Raw genomic sequence first — 18,348 nt, 5'->3', positions numbered from 1 at the left:
GACCTCGATCAATGATTAGCTCCCCTGGCCCCTGTTACGGGAACCTGACTTCCAGCTTGTTCAGCAGTTCTTGTCCTATGCGTGTATGCACCTTGTCAACTTCCTTGTCCTTCAGGGTCTTGGACATGCTCCTGTAGGTCACGCGCAGACTGACATGGTTTTCCTTTGCGCCTTCTTCAGGGGTGTAGATGTCCAGCAGAACAACATCCTCCACCAGGGGTTCCTTGCGCGCCAGGATGACCTCGGCAATCCGGCCAAAAGGCAGGGTCTTGGGGGCAATAATGGTGATGTCACGCCGAACCGCCGGGAATTTGGCAATGGGACTGAACGTGCACGTCGACCGGGCGGTCAGGTCCATGATCGTTTCCAGATCCATGTCGGCAAACCAGACCCGGTGACTGGCATTGTACCCATCAGCCAGAGCCGGCTTGAGCATGCCGATCAGACCGATAAAGGTTTCTCCGGCCAGAACCCGGACACAGGGCTGCAAATAGGGGTGCTCTTCGGCCAAAGCAAAGGACAGGGTTCCGATACCCAGATGCCCTGTCAGGCTCTCGACCAGCCCCTTGATGTCACTGTAGTCAACATCACCTGCGGCAAAGGGATAACGCTGGGGTTCACGGGATCCGTACACCAGAAGCCCCAGACGGTTGGTCTCCTTGGTCATGGTATCCGAAGTCGGATCCTGCACAAAGACCTGGGCCACCTCAAAGAGCCTGAGACGGGTAGCGCCCTGGCCCAGGTTGTGTTTCAGCGAGTTGAACAGCCCCGGAGCGATCTGGGATCTCAGAACATTGAGCTCTTCGTTCAGGGGATTGAGGATCTCGACTCGCCCTTCCATGGGGATGGCCAGGCGATCCATGTCCTTGGTGGCGACAAAACTGTAATTGACGGCTTCATGAAGACCGCATCCCATGGCCCAGGCCTTGATCCGGCTGTTAAAGGCAAACAGGGGATCTTCATTGAGCATGGCGTCCAGATTCTTGGTGATCCTGGGGAGACGGACCGGCAGGCGGTCCATGCCGTACACCCTGGCCACCTCTTCGATCAGATCGGCCTCACGCTCGAGATCAAGGCGGTAACTGGGCGGTGTCACCTGGTAGCCGTCACTGGCCTTGGCAAGCTCGCAGCCAAGGGAGGTGAGCACCTTTTCACAATACCCCTCTTCCACGTCCAGGGCCAAAAGCCGGGTGGCCTTGGCAGGGCGGAACACAATGGACGGGGGTGAGTAGGGCCTGGGAACTGATCCGGCCACACCCTTGGCGATCTGGCCACCGCAACAGGAGACAATGAGATCTGCGGCCCGATCCAGGGCCAGACGTGAACCCACCTGATCGACACCGCGTTCGAACCTGAAGGAGGCATCGCTGCCAAGGGCCAGTCGTCTGGCTGTCTTGCGGATGGTGCCGGGATGGAAAACAGCGCTTTCAAGCAGGACTTCGGTGGATGCTTCGGAAATTTCGGAATTGGCCCCACCCATGACACCGGCCAGGGCAACGGGACGCTCACCGTCCCAGATGAGCAGGTCCGAAGACAACAGCTTGCGCTCCTTGTTGTCCAACGTGGTGAAAACCATACCTTCTCGGGCCGGGGCGACCCGGATCTTGCCACCTCGAATCAGGGAGCGGTCAAAGGCGTGCAAGGGCTGACCCAGCTCCATGAGCACGTAATTGGTCACGTCCACAACCGCGCTGATGGGGCGAAGGCCCACGGCCAGAAGACGGTAGCGCATCCAGTCCGGGCTCTGAACATTGGAAACGCCCTGAATAATGCGGGCAAGATAGGACGGACACAGGCTGGCCTGATCAATCTGTACGGAAACCATGTCCTGGCAGGAAGGTCCGGTTTCCACACACTCCACCCTGGGCATGGTCAGGGGCAGATTGTAGGCGGCTGCGATTTCCCGGGCATATCCCAGAACACTCAAGCAATCCCCGCGGTTGGGGGTGATGTCGATATCCAGGACACTGGTTTCCAGGCCCAGGGCATCAATGAGCTTGGTTCCGGGCGCCAGGGAGTCGTCAAGAACCATGATCCCGCTGTGGTCGTTGCCAAGTTCGAGTTCCATGGCCGAGCAGATCATCCCCCGGGAGGGCATGCCCCGAAGTTTGGCCTTCTTGATCTTCATGCCGTTGGGCATGATTGTTCCCACCGGAGCCACGGCAACCTTCTGCCCTTGCGCCACGTTGGGAGCACCACAGACAATGTCAAGAAGTTCCCCGGCATCCACATCCACCTTGCACACATGCAGGTGGTCGGATTCCGGATGCGCCTCGCATTGGACCACATGACCGACAATAATGGAGTCCAGATGGGCAAAGGGATGGGATATCTCGTCAACTTCCAGACCGAGCATGGTCAAGCGATCGGCCAACTCGTCCAGATCCCCTTCATAGGGGGTAAAATCTCGTAGCCAGTTCAGACTGAGCAGCATGCGAAAAATCTCTGTTTGTTATGTAAATCTGCGCTTCCGGAAGGTCCGGAATGACGCGAAAAAGGGCGAAAGCATACTCGGGGAGTACACCCGGGTTACACGAACTGTCCCAGGAATCGGACATCGTTTTCAAAAAACATGCGCAGATCACCAATCCCGTACTTGAGCATGGCGATGCGCTCGATCCCCAACCCGAAGGCAAAGCCCTGATAGACCTCGGGATCATACCCCACGTTGGTAAAAACCGCTGGATCCACCATCCCGCATCCAAGGATCTCCACCCAGCCGCTTTCCTTGCAAACCCGGCAGGGCTTGCCGTCCACGCGACCCGTGCCGTTGCACATGACGCAGCTCATGTCCACTTCGGCGCTGGGCTCGGTAAAGGGGAAAAAGCTGGGGCGAAAACGCATCTTCACGTCCGCGCCAAAGGTGGTCCGGATAAAGGCATTCAGGGTACCGCGAAGATCGGCCATGGTCACGTCCCGGTCCACCAGAAGGCCCTCGATCTGATGAAACATGGGGGTATGGGTCAGGTCGGAATCCCGCCGATAGACCTTTCCAGGAGCAATGATGGCCACAGGCGGTTTCTGCCGTTCCATGGTCCGGACCTGCAGGGGCGAGGTCTGGGTACGCATGAGGATCTTGTCCGTGATGTACAGGGTATCCTGCATGTCCCTGGCCGGATGGTCCGGCGGCAGGTTCAAGGCCTCGAAATTGTAGAAGTCGTTTTCCACTTCAGGTCCGGAAACCACCTCGAAACCCAGGCCCGTAAAGGTCTTGCAGATGTCGTTCATCACCAGGGTGATGGGATGCAGCGAACCCTGGTCAGGAGTGCGTCCGGGAATGGTCGGATCAAACCCGGCCAGGGATTCCCGCTCCTGAGCCTGTTCGAGTTCCTGCTTTCTGGTCTCCCAAAGCTGCATCATCCCGGTCTTGACCCGGTTGGCGGCCTTGCCCACTTCGGGACGCTCTTCTGTAGGCAATGCTCCCACCTGGGGCATAAGCCCGGCCAGAGCGCCCTTGCGTCCCAAAAACCTAACCCGGATCGCTTCCAGGTCTTCCAAAGAAGAAACCTGGCCGAGGGCCTTTTCAAGCTCCCCGACCAGGCTCTCCAACATTTCGATCAATGCTTGTCTTGTCACGCTAATTCACTTTTGCTTTGGCCATTTCAGCCAACTTGGCGAAGGATCCCTTATCGTTGACGGCCATATCGGCCAGCATCTTTCTGTTCAGTCCGACCTCGGCCTCGGAGAGACCGTGCATGAACCGGCTGTAGGAAATGCCGTGTTCCTTGCAGGCTGCGCTGATGCGAAGAATCCAGAGCTTGCGGAATTCGCGCTTTCTCTGTTTGCGGTCACGGTAGGAGTAGACAAGAGCCCGCTCAACCGTTTCCCGCGCGGTACGATACAGCTTGCTTCGGGCTCCGCGGTAGCCCTTGGCCATCTTCAAATATTTCTTGTGCCGCCTGTTTGCGGCCTTGCCTCTTTTAACACGCATGGTAAAGCCACTCCTTTAGAAAATAGTGGGGACGAGCCGTTTGACGGATTTGAGCGTGCTCTTGTCCATGGTAGTGGACTGACGCAGTCTTCGTTTCCGTTTGGCGTTCTTCTTGGTCAAAATGTGCTGGCTATTGCTCCGGTTCCGCTTGACCTTGCCGGTGCCGGTCGTGGTGAACCGTTTGGCAGCACTCTTGTTGGTTTTCAGCTTAGGCATACAACCCTCCTGTAATGAACTCATTATATATCGAAAAAACGGATGCTTGTAACGGGAAGGTACACCCGCTTTCATGATTATCTTTTCAAAAAAGGCACAACCCCGCCCCGCAACCAGATCCATGTGTCCTGCCGGATAGTCCGGGGACAAAAAGAAAGCGCACAGCCTGGAAACGCAGAGGAGTCTCTTATTTGGTTTTGGGCAACGGCGTCAAGAGCAGATGCATGGACCGCCCTTCGGACCTGGGGGCCTGCTCCACCTTGGCGATATCCTTGACCAGCTCGGTAACCCGCTGCAGCAGGGCATAGCCACGATCCTTGTGGGCCATTTCCCGACCACGGAAAAAGATGCTTACCTTGCACCGGTTTCCTTCATCAATAAACCTGCGGATATGCCGAACCTTGGTCTCAAGGTCATGATCGTCGGTCTTGGGACGAAACTTGATTTCCTTGAGCTGGATGGTGGTCTGCTTTTTCCGGGCAAGTTGCTGCTGCTTTTTCTGCTGATACTGATACTTCCCGTAATCCATGATCTTGCACACCGGCGGGCGTGCATTGGGAGCCACTTCCACAAGATCGAGCCCCTGTTCTTCAGCCGTTTGCAACGCCTGATGCGTGGGCATGACGCCAAGCTGGGTTCCGTCATCGGTCACTACCCGTACTTCACGAACTCGAATCTGCCTATTCCTTCGGGCCTTAGTAGATTGTATAGCTCATTCCTCCCTTTTTGAACGGCTCCAAGGTATCGGCCGTTACCAATTCAATGACTTCCTCCAGGGGCATGGCCCCCAGATTCTTACCATTTCTCAGCCGGACGCTGACAAGACCCTGTTCGATCTCTTTTTCGCCAACAACCAGCATATATGGAATCTTGGCCATCTGGGCCTCGCGGACCTTGTAGCCAAGTTTCTCGTTACGCAGATCGGCCTCCACACGGATGCCGCCTTGCTTGAGAATGGAGAGCACCTTGCTGGCATACTCGTTGTGCATCTCGGTCACGGTGAGAATCCGTGCCTGCACCGGGGCCAGCCACACGGGAAAGGCTCCCGCGTAATGCTCGATGAGGATGCCCAGAAACCGCTCCACCGCACCGAGAATGACCCGATGCAACATGACCGGCCTGTGCCGTGCACCATCCTCACCTATATAGACCAGATCGAAACGCTCTGGCAAGGTGAAATCGCATTGAATGGTTGCGCACTGCCATTCACGTCCCAGGGCGTCCTTGACCTTGACGTCAATCTTGGGCCCGTAAAAGGCTCCGTCTCCGGCGTTGATTTCATACTCCAGGCCGGAACTTTCCAGCGCCTGCTGCAGGGCCCCGGTAGCCCGATCCCAATCCTCGTCCGTGCCAATGGATTTTTCCGGCCGGGTACTGATCTCCATGGAATATTCGAACCCGAACAATTCCATGACATCCTGAACAAAGGCAATGACTCCCTTGATCTCGTCCTGCAACTGATCGGGACGGCACAGGATATGGGCATCATCCTGGGTGAATTCGCGAACCCGGAGCAGACCGTGGAGCACCCCGGATTTTTCATGGCGGTGCACGTTGCCCAGCTCGAAATACCTGATAGGCAGATCCCGATAGCTGCGGATCTGGGACTTGTAGATGAGCATGTGGGACAGACAGTTCATGGGTTTGACCCCATAGGCCTGGCCGTCAATCTCCGTGAAATACATGTTTTCACGGTAGTTGTCGTAATGCCCTGATTTCTCCCACAACTCCCGACGAAGAATGATCGGCCCCTGCACAATGTCATAGCCGCGGCGCAAATGCTCCTTGCGCTCAAAGTCTTCGAGAATGGTCCGGACAAGGGCTCCCTTGGGATGCCAGATGGGCATGCCCGGAGCCGCCTCATCGGAAAAGCTGAACAGATCAAGCTGAGTGCCCAGCTTGCGATGGTCCCGCTTCTTGGCCTCTTCGATCAGATGGAGATGCTTTTTGAGATCCTTGGCCGTTGCAAAGGCGGTCCCGTAAATGCGCTGGAGCATGGGCTTGTTTTCGTCGCCCCGCCAATAGGCCCCGGCCACTGAAGTCAGTTTGAAGGCCCGGATGAACCCGGTAGAGGGCACATGGGGACCACGGCACAAATCCGTAAAATTTCCGTGTGTGTACAAAGAAACCGTTTCTTCGCCCAGATCGTCAATGATCTCAACCTTATAGGTCTCGCCCATGCCCAAAAACAATTTCTTGGCTGCATCAGCGGACATTTCAGTACGCTGAAACGGCTTGTTCGCCTGGATGGACTCGGTCATCTTGGCCTCGATGGCCGCAAGATCATCGGGCGTAAAGGACCGCTCATAATCAAAATCGTAGTAAAAACCGTTTTCCACAGACGGACCGATGGTCACCTTGGCAGAAGGAAACAGTTCCTTGACCGCCTCGGCCATGACATGAGCAGCGCTGTGCCTGATCACCTCAAGCCCGGCTTCGCTGTCCAGAAAAACCGGTTCCATTTCCCTGCATCCGGAAGGAACTTCACGGCCGAGATCCAGCAACGCGCCATCGCACAGACAGGCCACTGTAGACTTGAGCTTTTTTCCGGAAAGCACCTGTGCCAAAACGTCCTTGCAGGTCTGACCCGCCAGGACATCTCTTTCCTCGCCGTTGATCTTGATCATGTTCGCCGTCCAATGCTTCAAAGCTTAAAACAAGTTAGGGAGGCGTTAGCCTCCCTAATCGTCGATTTCTTACTTGGTAGGCGCGAGGAGGGTTGAACTCCTGACCCCTTGCACGTCAAGCAAGTGCTCTCCCACTGAGCTACGCGCCTACGCGTTGCGTGAAGAGGCTTTTTCCAGAAAGCCGTTCCCTTGTCAAGCAGGATTTGTCATTTTTCTGTTTTTCCTGTGACCGGGTTTACGAAACAGCAGAAAGAGGTTTTTCCGCCAGCGTTTGCATTATCTGATTGACCACTTTGTCAACGGCCCGTTGAACCACGAGGGTACAGTGATTGGCAAAGGTCATGGCATCTTCAACCTCGATGAGGATGATCCTCAAATCCCTGGGCATCTCTTGGGCAAAGAGCTCATACCCGGCCTTGAGAGTACCACCCAGCGTGGTCGCATGCGATCCGATCAGGGCCTGGTCGGTAAAAATATCATCGACAGCAAGGTCAAGAACTGTTCCCGGCTCATTGCCTAGCTGACAGCCATCCACGATAAAGGCCCTTTCATATCCCAGTACCTTGTCCAGGATCTCGAAACCAACGGTATACAGAATTTCCACGTCAACATCGCGATTCAGAGCACCTATGCGTTCCACGACCTCAAGTCCTGCCCGATCGTCCTTGAGCAGCGGATTGCCGATCCCCACCACAACCGTTCCGGCCTGTTGCGCAGCTCCGGACCCATCATCCATCTTCATGCAGGAAAACCTCCCTCTATCCAGCCGGCATCGGTCCGGCACGGTCACCAAAAGACAGCACGGTCCCAAACACGGGACCGTGCTGAGGGGATATCAACGGACAGCAATCAGAAGTTACGCATTTCTTTACGCAGCTTGCCTTCGCAATCCCGGATTTCAATCTTCAATGGCACACCACCGTTGACCGTATGCGTGGCACAGGCCAGACACAGATCATAAGGCCGAAAAGCCATTTCCACATAATTGAGCAGTTTTTCGTCCACATTGCCATCGTGGATAAAATGCCTGGCCGCCTTTTTCACTGCCAGGTTGATGGGACCATTATTATGGGTCGTGGCCACGATGAGATTGGCATCGGTGACAACGCCCTTGTCGTCCGTCTGATAGTGGTGAATCAGGGTTCCGCGTGGAGCCTCGATGATGCCCACGCCTTCACCGGTGATGTTGTAGTCCTGATTGACCGTATTGGGATCGGTGATGGCCGGATCATTGGCCAACGCTTTTATATGTTCGGCCGCATTGAGCAGTTCGATGGCCCGGGCCCAGTGGTAGGCCTGGATGTAATGGACTGGCCTGGCCCCGAAGGTGGCATGAAACTTTTCAAAGGCCTCCTGGGCCAAAGGGGTGTCCATGCCGCTGGCAACATTGAATCGGGCCAGGGGGCCGACACAATACATGTTGGTGCCTTCGCCTTCCACTATACCCTTCCATCCGCCAAGTTTCTTCTGGTAGGGGAATTTGAGATACGACCATGGCTGAACCCGTTCGGAAATAAAATCGAGATATTCCTTACCCTGAAACCTCCCGATCTCTTCTCCGTTCAATCCAACGACCTTCTGGGTCCCGTCATAATAGGTGATCCTGTCCTGATCATCCACGCTGCCCATGTAGTTCACAGGAATCTTGTACATGTCTCCGGTGACCAAATCCATGTACTTCTCGTTCTTGAGAACCACATCGTCGAAAATCTTCAGGGTCAGCTGGCCGAAATCAATGAGTTCGTCGGCCCAGGTATCGATCTGCTTGCGCTCTTCCTCGGTGAGCCGTTTGGACCATCCACCAGGCAGTGCGGCAACCGGATGGTTGGGCTTACCGCCCAGCATCTCGAAAATCTTGACAGCCAGCCCACGTTTTTTGAGCACGTCGCGGCCGATCTCGGCTCCAACCTTGCCGATAAGTCCGATAATATTCCGTTCGGCCGGTGAGGCCTCGGGTCCCACCACGAAATCGGGAAATCCCAGGGCATAGAGAATGACCGCATGGTCTTCAATGTAATGAGCGTTGAAAAACATCTCGCGCAGCTTGCGTCCGGTGGGTGTGGGCTCCACACCGAAAACCTGGTCCGAGGCCTTCATGGACGCAGTAAAATGCACCCCACGGCACACCCCGCAGATGGTGGAAACCGTGCGAGGGACTTCTTCAAGAGGCATGCCCTGGAGAAATTTCTCATAGCCGCGGAACTCGACCACCTGAAAGAAGGCGTCGTCCACGTTGCCCGCATCGTCAAGGAATATGGCAATCTTGCCATGTCCTTCCAATCGGGTGATGGGATTTATCTCTATTTTTTTCACGCAAATCCTCCTCAGCGATTCACTGAGTGTTGATCAAGAAGATTACAAAATTCTAAGATTTCAAAAATTGCAGACAAGGGAGTCGGGATATCCTTCGAATGAAACCTCCCGGCCCTTCATATTTTCCAACATCTTCAATTTCTTCAATCTCACAAATATCTCAACCATCGTGTTCAACAAGAAAGGCGCTACGCCTTGCTCTTGAGCCGACTGGCCGGAAGCGAATACCTGTACACGAGTTTGGAAAGGGTGGGGAATTTTTCCATCAACTCATCCACGGCCTCCTGACTGCCCAAAATGGATCCAATGGCACTGACGGCCTTGGCCCCGTAATCCGTGATTCCGGGAATAGGTCCGCCGCAGCCGCGACAGGGCATATTCACATTGAGGCATGATGCCCCGCAATCACCCTGGGTGATGGGTCCCAGGCAGAGATAGCCGTGCTGAAGCAGACACCCCTTTTCCTCGGGATGACCGTCAACCGTTCGTTTGACGTGCTCCACAGGCACTCGCTCCATGTTCTCGTTGGCAGGATTGCGCTTGCACACATCACAGACCGCTTTGCCGCTGGTGAGCCAGGATCCTTTAGGAGGCAGATTTCCGGAAATGATCAGCTCTACGGCCTTGGCCACGAACTCGTGATGCGGAGGACATCCGCCCACAAAATAATCCACATCCACCAGATCCTGGATAGTTCTGACCTTGTCCTGGAAAGCGGGAAGAGTCAGGTTATACTTGCCATCCAGGAGATATTCCGGCTGAGGATAAACATCCTCGGGATTTTCCGTACTAAAGGTATCCTTGTAAGCCTGCTGAAACAGCTCCCCTGTGGGATGGACATTGGCCATGCCGGGAATGCCTCCCAGGGCGGCACAGGCACCAAAGGCCACAAGAACCTTGGACTTGGCCCGCAGAACCTTGACCATGTGCTCGTGCTCGCTCAAGCGAACCATGCCGTCCACAAAGGCCAGGTCTATGGAGTTGTCCTCCATGGCTTCTAGATCTTTGTATTTCACGTCAGCCACAGTGGGAGCCCAGAAGACCACCTCAATATGTTCCAGTGCCCCGAGGAGGTTTTCAGAGAGGTCAACCATGGCCATCTCGCACCCGGCGCATCCGCCTGTGAGCAGAAAACCGAATTTTATCTTGTCCGCCATATTACTTGCCCTCCTTGACCGGATTGGGACCGAGCTTTTTGAGCTGCTCCGTATACTCGGTCATGACCTCGGCAAACTTCTTGCCCTCGGCACCGGAAATCCATTCCCAACGGAATCGTTCCTTTTCAAAACCAAATTCCTGAATCAGCTTACTGATGAGTTGCATCCGCCGATCAGTCTTGTAGTTGCCTTCCTTGTAGTGACAGTCGCCAAAATGACACCCGCCGATAAACACGCCGTCTGCCCCTTTGGACAGGGCATCCAACACATATTCAGGTTCCACGCGCCCCGAACAGGGGACCTTGATGAGCTTGACCGTAGGCGGATACTTGCAGCGCAAATTTCCGGCCAGATCAGCGCCCGCATAGGTGCACCACTGACAGGCGAATCCGACAATGTTCGGACTAAATTCCATTATTGAACCTCCTCTTGAACCTTGCGGTTGTCGTTGCAGATCTCGGCGATAATCGCATCCCGCGATGTTTTGCTGATGGCCGCCACTTCCTTGGGATCAAAGCCCATGGCCAAAGCCAGAAGCTGGGTGTAGTAGAAAACCGGAATCTCGTAATCGATCAGTCCACGTTCCCGGAACGTCTTCTGGGCACCGTCCATCTGCAGATAACACGAGGAACAGGTGGTCACGATCATATCGGGATCAGCCTCTTCCTTGATGGAATCGAACTTACGCTTGAGCAGCTCAAAAGACTTTTCCTGATCCGTACTGCGCATGGCACCCATGCCGCAGCAATCGGACAGGCGGCTGTAGTCTACCACTTCCGCTCCCAACGCCTGACACAACTCCACCAACTGCGTGGGGAAGAAAGGATTCTCCTCTTTCACCTCCATTACATCCGTAGGCCACAGAATGTGGCATCCGGGCTGGACAGCGATCTTGAGCCCCTTGAGGGAATATTTCACATGGGAAGCAATGGCTTCGGTCCCAATGATATCATGGAGCACATGGGCCACATGATAAACCTTGGATGTTCCCGTATAGGTCCTGCCAATGGAGGCCAGCCTTTTATTGACAGTGTCCTTTTTGCCGGGCTTGTGATCCATCATGTGCTTGGCCTCGCTGAGCACGCCAAAGCAGCTGTTGCATCCGGTCATCACGTCCACGCCTTTGTCTTCGCCCAGAATGATGTTCCTGGAAGAAATGGCCAACCAGGTATCCAGGTCAAAAGACGGTGCAGTGCCCCAGGCCGGACAGCACGTGGCTCCCTGGAGATCCACCGGTTCAATGCCCAAAGCGGGAAACACCTTGCGCATGGACTGCTCGATGTCCGGGGCCTTGAAGGGGATGTTGCATCCCAGATAAAGTCCGTATTTGTGCATGTTCCATTGCTCCTTGTTCTTAAAAGATGCCCAGGTCGGCCATGGGGCTTTCATCCAGCAATGTCTGGATTTCTTTCTGGGCCGCCTTGTTTTGCAGCGCCGTGGGCGGCACCGGGTTAAGACCCACCTTTTCCCGGTTGGCTGCCGTGGCATCGGTGGTCACGGCATGGCCGGTTTCGTACAAACTCATCTGCGGTCCAAAGGCCGATGCGGACATGGCCAGCTCGCCAGCCTGGTATCTGCGGTAGGCAAAAACCACTTCCTGGGGACGCACCCCCTGGGGACAGACTTCGGTGCACCGGTTGCAGGACTGACAGCCCCAAGTGGAGACCTCTTCAATGGTCTCTTCAAGCTGTCCGTTGAGAATTTTGCGGATGAGCAACCGGCAGAGAACAGGAAAACCGGCCTTGACCCCGGGACAGACAGCGGAACAGGCCCCGCACTGGACACAATTCCTGATACCGTCTCCTCCCAGATCCACGATGGTCTGGACGGCTTCTTTGATTTTGTCTTGATCTATCTTGATGGCAGGCATGAATGATCTCCTCTAGGCGGTGAGTGCCGCGATCTGCGAGAATATCTGATCCTCGGTATAGCCGTGCAGGACAATGGCGCCCGACGGGCAGGCCGCCGTGCACACGCCGCAACCGTGACACTGGGTGATATCGATCTGAGCCCTGGGTCGATCCCCATAGGGCTTGAGGGTTATGGCATCATAGGGACACAGGGGAACGCAGATGCCGCAACCGCTGCATTTTTCGGGATGGACCTCGGAAATGATGGGTTCGATCTTCACCTTGCCCTGAGCCAGCGGAACCGCAGCAGCGGCTGCCGCCCCCTTGGCCTGGGAAACCGTATCCGGAATATCCTTGGGTCCCTGACAGCAACCGGCCACAAAAAGGCCTTCCACCGATGTCTCCACCGGACCAAGCTTGGGATGAAGCTCACGGAAAAAATGGGCCCCGCAGAACTGCAACCCTGTCACCTGTGCCACCTTTCTGGCGTCTTCATTACTTTCAATAGCCGTAGCCAGAACGACCAGGTCCGACTCGTATTCCATGGGAGTACCGCTTTCCATGTCGTAGGCCAGGACTCTGAGCTTGTCGTCGGGCAGCATTTCCACCCCTCCGACCTTGCCCTTAAAAATGTTGATCCCCATCTTGCGAGCGCCCACATAGTACTCGTCGTAATCCTTGCCTGCGCAACGCACGTCAATGAAATGCATATTGATATTCAGATCGGGATACTTTTCCTTGAGAAGTCTGGCCTGCTTGATCATATACATGCAGCAGACCCGGGAACAGTAGGTATGATACCGCTCATCCCGGGATCCCACGCAGGAGACAAAGGTCAAGGTCTTGGGCTTGACCTGGTCTGAAGGACGCAGCAGCTTGCCTCCGGTGGGTCCCGTGGCCGAAATGATCCGTTCCAGCTGCAGGGCGGTAATCACATTGGGGGACTGGGGCGCGTATTCCTTGAACGACTCCTTTCCCATGACCTTGTATCCCGTGGCCACCACAATGGTTCCGATTTTCAACTCAATGAGTTCACCCTCGGGATTCAATGGAAGAGAACGATTAATGGCATCGGCCGGACAGGCCTTTTCACACGGAGCGAGCATGGGCTTGCCGGTTTTTTTGCTGATCTTGGGCTCGGTGCCGATCTTACGGCCCGCGCAGTTGATGCAATGCTCCATGTCAATGACCGCTTTCTTGGGAACGGCCTGGGGAAAATGAATATAGGCAGCACCCCTCTCATTCAGCCCACAGTTGAACTCATCGGGGACCTTGGCCGGGCAGGCTTCGGCACAGGCACCGCAGCCCGTGCACTTGTTCCAGTCGATGTAGGTCTGCTTCCTGCGAACCTTGACCGTAAAGTTACCGATATACCCGTCTACCGACTCCACTTCGGAATAGGTCAGCAGTTCAATGTTGGGATGGTTGCCGGCATCCACCATGACCGGCGTAAGGATGCAAGCGGAGCAGTCATTGGTGGGAAAGGTTTTGTCCAGCTGGGCCATGACCCCGCCGATGGAGGGCTGTTTTTCCACGAGATAGGTTTTATACCCCATACCGCCCAATTCCAGGGCAGAGAATATACCGCCCACTCCTCCACCGATGACCAGAGCCGTAGGCTCCACATCCACGAACTTGTCTTCCAGGGGTTTGAGGTGCGTGGCTTTGGCCACGGCACTGGATACGATCTTCTTGGCCTTTTCCGTGGCCCCTGCATGATCCTGCCCATGGACCCAGGAATCCTGATCCCTGATATTGGCCATTTCGAACAGATACTTGTTCAGGCCTGCGGCTTCACAGGCAGCCCTGAAAATGGGTTCATGGGTCCTTGGCGTACACGCGGCCACAACCACCCTGTCCACCAATCCGTCCCTGATGTCCTGCTTGATCATTTCCTGGCCCGTATCCGAACACATGAACAGGCTACGCCGGGCAAGGGCCACCCCAGGGAGGGTTTCAGCAAAGGCGCGAACCGCCTCCACATCAACCACTCCGGCGATGTTCGTGCCACAGTGGCACACATACACCCCAACTTTGACCATTGAGTCCTCCTTAGTATGTTGAAGATCTTCACCATGATGTCCCACGGTAGTGTCTCACACCAGCAAACACTCTACCGCACACTCCCAATGGAGCCGGACATGGCAAGAGATGGCACCTTGTTTTCCTGCCCATTGGCATGATAACAAAGATCACATGAACAAATGAGCCTTCCAAAAACGTATTGCAGATTGGTTGTAATGTGACGACCTGATACTTCTCACACAATCAGATTATAAACGGCCATGAAGTTCAAGATGGTGACGTCCAGACAATTTTTCACCATGCGCTCGCAGAGACACCAAGAAGCATTGCTTTATGCCAAGGCCAAAACCACAAAAACATCCAGAATTATCCAAGCACAACAACGATGGGCAAAGCAAGTCAACATGCGTAGTGCCCAACGTATAAACCATAAAATACAGCATATACCTTGAATTATGTTTTTCATCTCACCATAGATTGTTGCCAAAAAAATTGTCAAATAGGATTTATCCCCCATACAAACATGATCATATTTGAAAACACGATACATTTATTTTATCTATATTCATTTTTATTCGCATCAAAAATGTCTATGCACCTATAGATTGCCCATGGCCTTGCTTCTCAGAGATGCACAAGAGTTGAAAATGATATTTCTAAAGGGGGCGACAGATAAGGTTTGCAAACAGACATCTTTGGGATATTTGTCGGGCCATGGACAACGAACGATTCACCCGACAAATCGATTTCCTTCTGGAATTGGACAAGCTCAAGGATGTCAGACGGCAGTCGCGGATCAGGCCCAGCCTGCGGCGGGAAAATTCGGCCGAGCACAGCTGGCATATTGCCCTGATGGCCCTGGTGCTGGGACAGGATTACGGGGAGGATGTGGATCTTTTCCGCGTGGTGACCATGCTTCTTCTCCACGATATCGTGGAGATCGACGCGGGCGACACCTATGCCTACGATCCGGAGGGATACAAGGACAAGGAAGCGCGGGAACAAGCAGCGGCCGAACGGATTTTCGGCCTGCTTCCCCACGATCAGACCCAGGCGTTACGCAACCTGTGGGAAGAATTCGAACAGGGCCAGACCCGTGAAGCCAGATTCGCCCATTCCATGGACCGGCTCATGCCCCTGCTGCACAATTATTATTCCCAAGGAACAACCTGGAAGACCCATGGAACCCTGAAAAGCCAGGTCCAGAAGCGCATGGCCAAGATCAGGGAAGCCTCACCGGAACTCTGGCAATTTGCCGAGGATATTATTGACAAGGCGGTACGCCAGGGATTTTTGGCCGAGGGCTGACCACGTTTGCGGCATGCGCTGCCGCAAACGTGACGATATGCTGAAGATACGGAGGTTCACGCGATGAATAAGGAAAGAATCGGCTGGATCGGAACCGGGGTCATGGGCGAACCCATGTGCGCCCACCTGATGGAAGCCGGATACCCCATGCGGGTGTACAACCGAACCCGGGAAAAAGCCGCCACCCTGATCGCCCGTGGAGCTGTCTGGTGTGATTCCCCGGCAGAGCTGGCCTGTGAATGCGATATGGTTTTCTCCATTGTCGGCTTTCCCGAGGATGTAGCCGGCGTGATTCTGGGAGAAAACGGGGTATTGTCCACCCTGCCCCAGGGAGGGATCATCGTGGACATGACCACATCACGACCATCATTGGCCAAGGCCATTTATGACGAGGCAGCCCAACGGAACATCGCGGCCCTGGATGCCCCAGTTTCCGGTGGCGACCTGGGCGCGCGCCAGGGAACCCTGGCCATCATGGTGGGGGGAGATCAGGCCGCCTTTGACCGGGTCCTGCCCTTGTTGCACATCATGGGTAAGACCATTGCCCTCATGGGCGGTCCCGGATGTGGCCAGCACACCAAGATGACCAACCAGATCCTCATTGCCGGAACCATGATCGGCGTGGTAGAATCCTTGCTGTACGCCCAAAAAGCCGGTATGAACATGGACGAGGTCATCGACATCATCGGAAGCGGCGCCGCCTCCTCATGGTCCATCAACAACCTGGGACGCAGAATCGCCAAACAGGATTTTGAGCCCGGTTTTTTCATCAAGCATTTTATAAAGGATATGGGCATTGCCCTGGATGAATGCCAGGCCATGAACATCAATCTGCCCGGCCTTTCCCTGGTCCATGACTTCTACAAGACCGCAGCCGACCAGGGCATGGAGCACAAGGGCACCCAGGCTTTGTTCAAGGTCCTTGAGGCCATGCAGAACCGATAAGCAGCATGACCCTCCTGTCTTGAAAAGACGCAACAAATCTTATGGAGTATATGCTATGGAAGTAACACCTGAGATCATGACCTCCCTTATGACATTTGCCCAGCAGCACCCGGAAGAGCTGAACAAGGTTATTGCTATTATTCAGGCCCAGGGAGACCCGCTGGAAAAACTTTTGGATGCCGTAAATACCATTTTCCAGGAGATAGATTCCTAATTATGCGGTGAGGGGTGCCCCTATCTGCCCTCTTTCACCACCACGCCAACAGGAGGAGAGCTCATGGCTGCAGATCGCTCAACAGACATTGCCCAGACGTTTCGCGATATCAACCGGACCAGAAGGGACATTTACAAAAAGTATCAGGATTTTTCCAGGGAGCTCAAAAAAAGTTCCTCCCTGGATGACAAGGTGCAGCATCTGATCTTACTGTCCAACGCCATCATTTCCCAATGTGACATGTGTATCGCCCTGCACGTTCAGGGGGCAGCCACCAGTGGCGCAACCAAGGATGAAATCATTGATGCCGCCTGGCTGGCCGTGGCCATGGGAGGAAGCCCCAAAATGATGTATCTGCGATATGTATACGACGAAATCGCAGCCATTTTTGACGAGGACGAGTAGCAGGCAACACGCTTGGCCCCGCCGGCAGATATGACAGAAGCGCCCGGCATCCGTCTTCCGGATGCCGGGCGCTTCTATAAGGTAACGTAAAGAAGGTGCCTACCACGCAGGAATGGGCTCCTGGGGTTCGGTCAAGAGAAAGGACCCTTCCTGGATCCATTGCTTGAGCATGCGGGCGACTTCCAGTGATTTGGTATGGCTGGTCACGGGAACGGTCGGTACGCGCTTGCCGTTGATATCCACAAAGCCGCTCTTGAGCTCGGCAAAGGTGGCGTGCTTCAGGATATTGCCGTTGGCCCGGGGATAGTCATAGCCGTAGTCGACAATGGGCATGTGGATATTCTCGTCCCCGACTCCCGTGTACCACGCCATGTCCTCATTGAGGATGGGAATGGGAATGCCCAGGCCAATGGCCATGGAAACCCCATAGCCCACAATGCTGACCCCGCGCAAAAACTCCGGCTTCATCTGCTTGAGATCCCCCTTGACCATGAGGGTCCCCGCACCGGTCAGGGGAATGCCCCGTTCGTTGCGCTGGGGATCAGGGACATGCTGGGTTCCCGGGCCCAGCACATACCCGACACCGCCTCCCAGAAAGATCCTGGTTCCAAGACCAATGGTTTTGAAATAGGGATCATTGAACAAGGGACTCAAGGCACCGGCCGTGGCAAAATTGGCGTTTCCAAAATGAGACTTGAGGGGTCCCATGTAGGTGTACTTGACCTTGTCCGTGCTGTTCACCGCACAATTGTAGTTCTGATAGCCATTGCGCGGATTGAGCAAAACCGCATCCCGCAGATCGTTCAAGGTGATATCCCGTTCAAGGCGTGTTCGGGGATAACAATCCGTGCCATAGGCCTCTGCCTTGAGATGCACGGACTTGCCCCTGACTAGGTCCTCGATGACATGGGCCCCGCCATACTTGAACGTTCCCGGATACACCTTGTTCAGCGGATCGTCTTCACTGGGTTCGGTTGCGCCAAGATAGGAATCCACGGCAGCCAGCCCGGCAAAACAGGGAACCCCGTTGAGCCAAACCCTTGAAGTCTTGATGGTCGGCGGACGTTGACCAATATTGAACAGCAGCCCCGAGGAGCACATGGGAGAAAAGGTGCCGGTAGCCACAACATCAACCTTTTTTGCAGCCTTGACCTTGCCTTCGGTCCGAACTAGTTTTGTCATTTCCTGCGCATCAAGGACCACGGCTTTGCCGGCTTTGATCTTTTTATTGATTTCCGTGATGGTCTTGGTAACTATGAATTCTTTTCCCATGTGTCATTCCTCCTCGTAAACAACGTTCGATTCGAACCTACAACAATCCGGCTACACGGGCAACCATTTGCTCAAAAACCCTTTT

Annotated in this window: 18 protein-coding genes and 1 tRNA gene; 4 read left to right on the top strand and 15 right to left on the bottom strand. The window is 54.8% G+C overall.

The features are described from left to right. Nucleotides 1–34 precede the first annotated feature (34 nt). From pheT to DPF_RS06530, 14 genes are all read right to left on the bottom strand, one after another. The gene (gene pheT, locus DPF_RS06595; RefSeq protein WP_069858236.1) at nt 35–2,434 is read right to left on the bottom strand and encodes a phenylalanine--tRNA ligase subunit beta; all 2,400 of its coding nucleotides are present in this window, start codon (nt 2,432–2,434) and stop codon (nt 35–37) included. A 95-nt stretch (nt 2,435–2,529) separates the two neighbouring features. Next, nucleotides 2,530–3,552, bottom strand: coding sequence for a phenylalanine--tRNA ligase subunit alpha (pheS, locus tag DPF_RS06590; protein ID WP_069858233.1), 1,023 nt, complete (start codon nt 3,550–3,552; stop codon nt 2,530–2,532). 25 nt (nt 3,553–3,577) lie between these two features. Beyond that, complete coding sequence (gene rplT / locus DPF_RS06585; protein WP_069858231.1) at nt 3,578–3,931, bottom strand: 50S ribosomal protein L20; 354 nt, start codon at nt 3,929–3,931, stop codon at nt 3,578–3,580. 15 nt (nt 3,932–3,946) lie between these two features. After that, nucleotides 3,947–4,147, bottom strand: a complete 201-nt coding sequence (gene rpmI / locus DPF_RS06580; RefSeq protein ID WP_069858229.1) for a 50S ribosomal protein L35 — start codon at nt 4,145–4,147, stop codon at nt 3,947–3,949. A gap of 187 nt (nt 4,148–4,334) precedes the next feature. After that, nucleotides 4,335–4,856 carry a translation initiation factor IF-3 gene (gene infC / locus DPF_RS06575; RefSeq protein WP_069858227.1) on the bottom strand — a complete coding sequence of 174 codons (522 nt, stop codon included), beginning with the start codon at nt 4,854–4,856 and terminating at the stop codon, nt 4,335–4,337. Beyond that, nucleotides 4,843–6,774 carry a threonine--tRNA ligase gene (gene thrS / locus DPF_RS06570; RefSeq protein ID WP_069858225.1) on the bottom strand — a complete coding sequence of 644 codons (1,932 nt, stop codon included), beginning with the start codon at nt 6,772–6,774 and terminating at the stop codon, nt 4,843–4,845. Before thrS ends, infC begins: the two co-directional genes overlap by 14 nt. A 74-nt stretch (nt 6,775–6,848) precedes the next feature. Further along, nucleotides 6,849–6,923: transfer RNA gene (locus DPF_RS06565), tRNA-Val, on the bottom strand. 86 nt (nt 6,924–7,009) lie between these two features. Then, a complete protein-coding gene (locus tag DPF_RS06560; protein WP_231702143.1) occupies nt 7,010–7,516 on the bottom strand; it encodes a hydrogenase maturation protease in 507 nt (168 codons plus the stop codon). Between the two features lie 107 nt (nt 7,517–7,623). Further along, nucleotides 7,624–9,087, bottom strand: a complete 1,464-nt coding sequence (locus DPF_RS06555; protein WP_069858222.1) for a Ni/Fe hydrogenase subunit alpha — start codon at nt 9,085–9,087, stop codon at nt 7,624–7,626. 188 nt (nt 9,088–9,275) lie between these two features. Next, the gene (locus tag DPF_RS06550; protein WP_069858220.1) at nt 9,276–10,244 is read right to left on the bottom strand and encodes an NADH-quinone oxidoreductase subunit B family protein; all 969 of its coding nucleotides are present in this window, start codon (nt 10,242–10,244) and stop codon (nt 9,276–9,278) included. A 1-nt stretch (nt 10,245) separates the two neighbouring features. Continuing rightward, nucleotides 10,246–10,659, bottom strand: coding sequence for a hydrogenase iron-sulfur subunit (locus DPF_RS06545; protein ID WP_069858218.1), 414 nt, complete (start codon nt 10,657–10,659; stop codon nt 10,246–10,248). Then, a complete protein-coding gene (locus DPF_RS06540) occupies nt 10,659–11,579 on the bottom strand; it encodes a CoB--CoM heterodisulfide reductase iron-sulfur subunit B family protein (protein ID WP_069858216.1) in 921 nt (306 codons plus the stop codon). Before DPF_RS06540 ends, DPF_RS06545 begins: the two co-directional genes overlap by 1 nt. 19 nt (nt 11,580–11,598) lie before the next feature. Further along, nucleotides 11,599–12,114, bottom strand: a complete 516-nt coding sequence (locus DPF_RS06535; protein ID WP_069858214.1) for a 4Fe-4S dicluster domain-containing protein — start codon at nt 12,112–12,114, stop codon at nt 11,599–11,601. A 12-nt stretch (nt 12,115–12,126) separates the two neighbouring features. Next, nucleotides 12,127–14,136, bottom strand: a complete 2,010-nt coding sequence (locus tag DPF_RS06530) for a CoB--CoM heterodisulfide reductase iron-sulfur subunit A family protein (protein ID WP_069858212.1) — start codon at nt 14,134–14,136, stop codon at nt 12,127–12,129. A gap of 697 nt (nt 14,137–14,833) precedes the next feature. Between DPF_RS06530 and DPF_RS06525 the strand changes: the two genes are divergently transcribed. From DPF_RS06525 to DPF_RS06515, 4 genes are all read left to right on the top strand, one after another. Next, nucleotides 14,834–15,427 carry an HD domain-containing protein gene (locus DPF_RS06525; protein WP_069858210.1) on the top strand — a complete coding sequence of 198 codons (594 nt, stop codon included), beginning with the start codon at nt 14,834–14,836 and terminating at the stop codon, nt 15,425–15,427. Between the two features lie 63 nt (nt 15,428–15,490). After that, on the top strand, nt 15,491–16,372 hold the full coding sequence (locus DPF_RS06520) for an NAD(P)-dependent oxidoreductase (RefSeq protein WP_069858208.1): 882 nt from the start codon (nt 15,491–15,493) through the stop codon (nt 16,370–16,372). 55 nt (nt 16,373–16,427) lie between these two features. Continuing rightward, nucleotides 16,428–16,586 carry a hypothetical protein gene (locus DPF_RS14030; protein ID WP_176724191.1) on the top strand — a complete coding sequence of 53 codons (159 nt, stop codon included), beginning with the start codon at nt 16,428–16,430 and terminating at the stop codon, nt 16,584–16,586. Between the two features lie 63 nt (nt 16,587–16,649). Next, nucleotides 16,650–16,991: a carboxymuconolactone decarboxylase family protein gene (locus tag DPF_RS06515; RefSeq protein ID WP_083254520.1), complete on the top strand. Its 342-nt coding sequence runs from the start codon at nt 16,650–16,652 to the stop codon at nt 16,989–16,991. Between the two features lie 99 nt (nt 16,992–17,090). Here DPF_RS06515 and DPF_RS06510 read toward each other — a convergent pair whose 3' ends face one another. After that, nucleotides 17,091–18,263, bottom strand: coding sequence for a homocysteine biosynthesis protein (locus tag DPF_RS06510; RefSeq protein ID WP_069858206.1), 1,173 nt, complete (start codon nt 18,261–18,263; stop codon nt 17,091–17,093). Between the last annotated feature and the right edge of the window lie 85 nt (nt 18,264–18,348).

Origin of the sequence: Desulfoplanes formicivorans (genome assembly GCF_001748225.1) — a bacterium.
GTDB lineage: Bacteria > Desulfobacterota > Desulfovibrionia > Desulfovibrionales > Desulfomicrobiaceae > Desulfoplanes > Desulfoplanes formicivorans.
This window is presented reverse-complemented; position numbering and strand designations above follow the sequence as displayed.